The sequence below is a fragment of the Kitasatospora sp. NPDC091257 genome (assembly GCF_044757675.1).
GTDB lineage: Bacteria > Actinomycetota > Actinomycetes > Streptomycetales > Streptomycetaceae > Kitasatospora > Kitasatospora lactacystinica.
The window spans coordinates 1-6,262 of record NZ_JBIVVI010000493.1; the positions used below are offsets into that span (position 1 = coordinate 1).

At 75.9% G+C, this 6,262-nt stretch carries 5 protein-coding genes and 2 pseudogenes; 6 read left to right on the forward strand and 1 reads right to left on the reverse strand.

All coding sequences use genetic code 11. The annotated features are described in order from the left end of the window. Positions 1 to 276 (reverse strand): annotated as a pseudogene (locus ACIQOV_RS22370) (MFS transporter); the annotation flags it as partial. A 250-nt stretch (positions 277 to 526) separates the two neighbouring features. Here ACIQOV_RS22370 and ACIQOV_RS22375 point away from each other — a divergent pair. The 6 genes and pseudogenes from ACIQOV_RS22375 to ACIQOV_RS22400 form a co-directional block, all read left to right on the forward strand. Next, positions 527 to 1,294 (forward strand): HAD hydrolase family protein, encoded by a 768-nt coding sequence (locus tag ACIQOV_RS22375; RefSeq protein WP_401051006.1) that lies wholly within the window; start codon positions 527 to 529, stop codon positions 1,292 to 1,294. A 362-nt stretch (positions 1,295 to 1,656) separates the two neighbouring features. Next, on the forward strand, positions 1,657 to 1,938 hold the full coding sequence (locus ACIQOV_RS22380; protein ID WP_401051008.1) for a hypothetical protein: 282 nt from the start codon (positions 1,657 to 1,659) through the stop codon (positions 1,936 to 1,938). Positions 1,939 to 2,006: 68 nt separating this feature from the next. Then, the gene (locus ACIQOV_RS22385; protein WP_401051010.1) at positions 2,007 to 3,392 is read left to right on the forward strand and encodes a cytochrome P450; all 1,386 of its coding nucleotides are present in this window, start codon (positions 2,007 to 2,009) and stop codon (positions 3,390 to 3,392) included. A 100-nt stretch (positions 3,393 to 3,492) separates the two neighbouring features. Further along, complete coding sequence (locus ACIQOV_RS22390; RefSeq protein WP_401051012.1) at positions 3,493 to 4,149, forward strand: DUF1707 domain-containing protein; 657 nt, start codon at positions 3,493 to 3,495, stop codon at positions 4,147 to 4,149. A gap of 80 nt (positions 4,150 to 4,229) precedes the next feature. Further along, positions 4,230 to 5,030 carry a serine hydrolase gene (locus ACIQOV_RS22395; RefSeq protein WP_401051014.1) on the forward strand — a complete coding sequence of 267 codons (801 nt, stop codon included), beginning with the start codon at positions 4,230 to 4,232 and terminating at the stop codon, positions 5,028 to 5,030. Positions 5,031 to 5,311: 281 nt separating this feature from the next. Beyond that, positions 5,312 to 6,262: pseudogene (locus ACIQOV_RS22400) on the forward strand (hypothetical protein); the annotation flags it as partial.

The window sequence follows — 6,262 nt, forward strand, 5'->3', positions numbered from 1 at the left end:
GGGGGAGTGGCCCGCCGGCGTCGTCAGGGCCGTCAACCCGGCCACCACCGCGCCCAGGCAGACCAGGACGGGCCGGTACCGCCCGGCACGGCAGCGGTCGCTCCAGGCCGCCAGCGCGATCCGGCCGGCCGCCCCCGCCACCTGGACCGCCGCCAGGACGGCGGCGCTCGGACCGGGGCCGAGGGCCGTCACGTCGTGGAGGTACAGCGCGCCGAGCACGCCGATGCCGCTGTGCACCGAGACCAGGCTCAGGCCGGAGAACAGGATCCTCGTCATGGCCGGCTCGCGGAGCATCCGCAGCCGGGAGCGCCCCGCCGACCACCAGTGCCGCCCGCCACCCGTGCGCCACCGCCGCGCGGCGCGACCGGCGACCGGCCCGGCCCGCGCGTGACCGTCCCGCCCCGGACGGCGGGGAACTGTCGGAGGGCTCCGGCCGGAGCGGGAAGCCGGGCCGCCGACTTCCCGCTCCGGCCGTACCCGAAGGGCCGCGGGATCCTGCACCGCACCGCCTGGATACGATCGCACGATGATCACCACCAGCGCCCGCACCACGGTCTTCGACATCGACGGCACCCTCTGCTTCGACGGGCGGACGATCGACCGCCGGATCCTCGCCGCGCTGGCGGACTGCGAGCGGGCCGGGCACCAGCTGGTCTTCGCCTCCGCCCGGCCGGTCCGCGACCTCCTGCCCGTCCTCGACGGGGCCTTTCCCGCCGCCACGCTGATCGGCGGCAACGGCAGCCTGGTCTCCGTCGACGGCCGGGTGCGGGCGCGGGCCGCGTTCGAGGCCGGTGACCTCGACCGGCTGCTGACCGAGGTCGAGCGGTTCCGGGCGGGCTACCTCGCCGACGGCCCGTGGGACTACGCCTACACCGGACCGGCCGACCACCCGATCCGCGGCCGGGTCGACCAGGGCGGCCTCGCCCGCCGGGTGGAGCTCGCCGAACTCCCCGCCGTGGTCAAGTTCCTGGTGGTCGACGCGACCGACCCGGCGGCCCTCGCGGAGGCCGGCCGCGCGCTCGGGATGACCGTCAACCACCACCTCGACGAGGCGATCATCGACTTCGCCCCGGGCACCACGAACAAGTGGGAGGCCCTGACCTCGCTGGGGATCGACGCGTACAACGCCTTCGGCAACGACATCAACGACCTCGACCTGCTGCGCAATGCCCGGCACTCCGTCCGGGTCGGCGCCCACCCGGGCCTGGACGGCGTCGCCCGCGTCACCGTCGCCGCCGAAGCGGAGGCCGTCGCCGCCGAGATCTCCCGGCTGGCCGCGGCGCCCGGCCGGTAGCCGCCGGGCGCTACCACGACCGCTTCGCGCGCGGGGAGGACGGGCGGTGGCGGTTCGCGGAGCGGCGGGTGCGGATCACCCTGGTCGGCGAGGTGAGCCGCCACCTGCGGCGCTAGGCGTGCGCCGACCGGGACGAGAGGGACGGCCGGGACGAGGAGAAGCGGGGGCGGCGGTGCGGGAGCGGTTGGCGGGTGCGGCGCGGGCCGCGCTGGGCGGGCGGCCGTATCCCCGGTAGGAGCCCGTACGCCCGCGTCGGTTCGGGGGATTGCGGCGGGGGTTCCGGCGTGGACGGGGCGGTGGGGGAATCCATGCCCCGGAAGGGCGCCGCGACCGGTTGTGCGCCCTCGGAAGGGAGGACAGTCATGCGTCGTCGGATTGCCGCGGTCGGGATGCTGGCCGCCGCCGGAGTGCTCGCGTTCGCCGTGCCCGCACAGGCGGCGACGGGGGTGCTGGTGGTGAACGGTGTGGCGCACCAGAACCCGGCCCGGGGGTGCTACCCGACCCTGTCGCCCGTGCTCGTCCAGAACCTCACGGACGCGAGGGTCGACGTGTACTCCGCGGCGAACTGTCAGGGGTCGCTGACGCGGGAGATCGCCGCCGGGATGTCCGCGGCGACGGTCGGGTTCAGCTACTTCGTCAACTGACGCCGGAGCAGGACCGGAGCGTGGGAAGTCGGCCCCGCCGACTCCCCACGCCGTCACGAGGAGGTGCGATGGAGATCCCGGGGCCCGAACCGTGCGCCGACGGCGGGGTGGGCGCCATCGCGCGGGCGGGCGGCCTGCACGCCTACCAGCTGTGGCTGCACGCCGAGTACGGACCCGTCGCGCGGCTCCGGCTGCCCGGGGCCGGGACCGCCGTGTCGATCGCCGATCCGGTGCTGCTGGAGGCCGCGGTCCACCTCGACGAGCGGCCCCGGCGGCTGTTCTCCTTCCTGGACCCGCTGTTCGAGGCGGGCAACCTCCAGGTGCTCCCGGCCGACGAGCACGGGCCGTGGCGCCGGCTGCTGCTCACCGTCCTGGCCGGACGGCCCTCGCACGAACGGCACGTCGCCCGCTTCGCCGCCCTGGCGACCGGGCTCGCCGACCGCTGGGCCGCCCTGCCCGCCGGGCGGTCCGTCGAGCTCCAGCGGGAACTGGCCGGGCTCTCCCTCCGGATGGTCTGCGGCTACGCCCTGGGCGGCGAGGCCGAGGACCCGGACGGCGTGGTCGAGGCCTTCGAGGTGGTGCTCGCCGACCAGTTGGAGCGCCTCTACCGGGATCCGGCCGAGCAGGTCCCGGAGCAGCACGTCGAACGGACCGCGCGGGCCCTCGCCCGGCTGCGGGCGACGGTCGACCGGGTGATCGCCGCGCACCGCCCGGACGGCCCGAGCGCCGGCGGCCCCGGCACCGGTGACCGCGGCGCAGGCGGCTCCAACACCGGCGACCGCAGCGACCTGATCGGCGCCCTCGTCGAGGCCGGCGAGAGCCCCGCGAGGATCCGCGACACCGTCCTCGCCGTGATGCTGGCCGCCCACCACACCACGGGTGTGGCCGTCTCCTGGACGCTGCACCTGCTCGCCGCCCACCCGGAGGCGGCCGCGCGCGTCACCGAGGAGCTCGACCGCGTCCTCGGCGACCGCCCGGCGCCCGACCACGCCGACCTGCACCGGCTGCCGTACCTGGGGATGGTCCTGCGCGAGTCGCTGCGCCGCTACCCGCCCGGCCCGTACGGCGCCCGGTGGACCGCCGGTCCGCTGGCCGTCGGCGGGTACACCGTCCCCGCCGGGGCGGTGGTCCTCCTCCCGATCCTGGCCGTCCACCTGAACCCCGCGTACTGGCCCGAGCCGGAGCGGTTCCGGCCCGAGCGGTTCACCCCCGAGGAGTCGGCGGGGCGCCCCCGGCTGGCCTGGATCCCGTTCGGCCTGGGCCCGCGCGCCTGCGAGGGGGCGGGCCTGGCCATGACGGAGGCCCTGGTGCTGCTGGCCGTCCTGCTCAAGCGGCTCGGCTTCCGGCCCGAGCCGGGCCACCGGGTGGTCCCGGTCGAACGGTTCGTGCTGTGGGCCGCCGACGACATCCGCATGCTGGTGAGCCCGCGCGCCGCGGACGGCCCGTCCCGCTGAGCGGGTCTGGCGGGAACCCCTATCGCGATATATCGTGAGTTCCCGTCCGTGTCGCCGACCCCGACGCGTGACGACCATCGTCGAGTTCAGGACGGGAAGTATGCCGGGAGAGATCGTGCCCGCCGGGACGCACTCCGGCCGAGGCCCGCAGCAGTTCGGGATGCGGGCCTCCCACGCCGACCGGGACCGGGTGGCCGAGCTGCTGCGGGTCGCGGCGGGCGACGGCCGGCTGACCCCGGGCGAGCTGGACGAGCGCCTGGAGGCCGCCCTGTCGGCGCGGACGCTCGGTGAACTGGCCGGGCTGACGGCCGACCTGCCGCCGGTGTCGATCTCCGCCGACGGGGTGGTGACGGAGGTCAAGGACGTCCTGCGGATCGACCAGCGGTGGAGCGCGGTCAGGCGGGAGGGGCGCTGGGTGGTGCCGCGACGGTTGGAGCTCTTCGTGGAGTGGTGCGACGTGACGCTCGACTTCACCCGGGCGGTGATCACCCAGGACACCCTGCGGATCGACCTGGACATGGAGGGCAAGACCCTGACGCTGATCACCGGGCCCGGCGTCGTGGTCGATTCCGATGCCCTGGCACTGGAGTTCAGCAGGGTCAGGAACGACCGGGCGCCGGACTCCGGCGGGCCCGTCGCCCTGCGCGTGGAGCTGGTCGGCAGGAAGCGCCACGGCCGGATCGTCGTGCGGCAGCCGCGGCGGACGGCCGGCCAGTGGCTGCTGCGCAAGCCCGTGGCGCCGCCTCCCGGCGGCTGACGGGCCGCCGCGGCGGCCGCGGGTTCGTGTCGTGCGCCGCAACCGTCGAGGTCCGACCTGTTCTGCCCTACCCTTCCTCCATGCTCTCTGTGGTGGTGGCCCCCTGGATGGGCGACTCGAAGCCGGTGTTCCTCCACAACCCGGACGAACTGCACGACGCCGCGAGCACGATGAAGGTCGCCGTGCTCGCCGCGCTCTGCCGCGGCGGCGTCGGTCTCGACGCCGAAGTCCCCGTGGTGAACCGCTTCGAGTCCGTCGTGGGCGGGGAGTTCGGCAACGACCCGGACCGGGACAGCGATCCGCTGCCCTGGGAGCTGCTCGGCACCCACGTCCCGCTCCGGCTGCTCGCCGAGCGGATGATCACCCACTCCTCCAACCTCGCCACCAACATCTGCCTGGCCCGCACCACCCAGCAGGCCGTCGCCGACGTGTGGCGCCGCGCCGGAGCCACGCACAGCGCCACCCCGCGCGGGATCGAGGACTACGCGGCGCGCGCCCGGGGCGTGCACAACCGGGTGAGCGCCCGCGACCTGGTCCGGCTGCTGCGCTCGCTCGCCGACGAGCCCGAACTCCTCGGCCTCCTCGAATGCAACGAGTTCCGGGTGGACCTGGCCGCCGGCCTCCCCTCCAACACCCGGATCGCCTTCAAGAACGGCTGGATCCCCGGTACCCGGCTCGGCGTGGGCCTCGTCCAGGCGGCCGACTGCCCGCCCTACCTGATCGCCGTCTGCTACACCGGCCCGCTCGCCGACGGCACAGACCGCACCGACCCGGCGGCCCGCCTGCTCGCCCGCATCTCCAAGGCGGTGTGGGACCGCCGGGACCAGATCAGCCGGCCGGTGCCCTCGGCCCGTTCGGCGCCGCTCCGTTCGGCGGGTTGATCCGCACGAACCCCTCGTGGCCGACGGGTTCGAAGCGGCGTGCGGCGTGCGCCGTCCAGCCGGCCGCCCGTCGGCAGGTCGGCCGTCCGTCGGCCGGCGCGGCGACCCGGCCGAACAGGAGTGCCCGGCGTCCACCGGGGCGGAGGCGCCCGGCGCGTGACGCTGCGGAGGATCCGCTGATGGACGGCCCGGACGCGCTCCGGGCCGTCCCGCTCGGGGCGTGCGCCGGGGAACCGGCTCCGATCGCACACGCATGACGGCCCGTCCGTTGCGGTATCGGATTGAAGGGTCCTGCTCAACGGCTGCGCGAGGGTTCGGGGGTGGTCGGCGTGTCGTCCCGGCTACGGATGTTCGCCCGGTGGATCACGGCGGTCGCGCTCGCGGCGGCGTACGCGGCCCTGCACCTGCTGGTCAACGTGGGCGTGGGCCAGCAGGTGCGCGCGAGCAGGGCGGGGGCGCTGTGGTGCGGGGCGGTCGCCCTGGCGCTGCTCGGGCCGGCCCTGTGGCTGCGGCACCGCCGACGGTCGGGGGTCGCCGAGATCGTCGCGCTCGTCGACCGCTACGGCACCCGGCGGCCGCGATGCCGGCGGGCCGTCCTGGCCGCCAACACCGCCGGGTGCGTGCTGGCCGGGGGCGGCGCGCTCGCCGTCGCCGTGTCGGAGCGCAGCGCCGCGCTCCCGCCGGAGGCGTCGCTCCTGCTGCTGGCGGGCGGCGTCGCGGCCGCGGGGGCCGGCCTCCTGGTCCTGCGCCGCACCCGTTCGTACGCGGCTCGCGGGGCGGCCCAGGCCCTGCTCCGGGACGGTCGCAGACCCGTGCTCTACCTGCGCAGCTTCGACGACGACGAGGCGGCCGCCCGGGTGGACGACAGGGCGAGGAGCGACCTCCGCGCGCGGGAGGTGCAGTTCGCCGCCGCGCTGGGCGCCGTCGGTCCCGTGATCGCGGTGGGGCGGCCGGGGGAGACCCTTCCGCTCCTGGGCGCGGCCCGGTTCTACCTGCCGCTCGACGACTGGCAGGGCACCGTGCGGCGGTTGATGGACCTGTCCCAGCTGATCGTGCTGCGGCTGGGGCCGGGGGAAGGCCTGCGGTGGGAGATCGGGGAGGCCCGGGCCACCCAGCCGCCGGCGAAGCTGATCCTGCTGGCCCCGCGCGGCTTTCCGGAGCTGGCCGGCCAGGTGAACGCGAGCCTCCCCACCCCGCTGCTGCCCAGGGAGATGGTCGTGGGCGGGCACTGG

Coding starts and splice junctions, on each gene's coding strand:
- ACIQOV_RS22390 (WP_401051012.1), top strand. CDS start 3,493: ATGCCGGGAGAGATCGTGCCCGCCGGGACGCACTCCGGCCGAGGCCCG.
- ACIQOV_RS22375 (WP_401051006.1), top strand. CDS start 527: ATGATCACCACCAGCGCCCGCACCACGGTCTTCGACATCGACGGCACC.
- ACIQOV_RS22385 (WP_401051010.1), top strand. CDS start 2,007: ATGGAGATCCCGGGGCCCGAACCGTGCGCCGACGGCGGGGTGGGCGCC.
- ACIQOV_RS22395 (WP_401051014.1), top strand. CDS start 4,230: ATGCTCTCTGTGGTGGTGGCCCCCTGGATGGGCGACTCGAAGCCGGTG.
- ACIQOV_RS22380 (WP_401051008.1), top strand. CDS start 1,657: ATGCGTCGTCGGATTGCCGCGGTCGGGATGCTGGCCGCCGCCGGAGTG.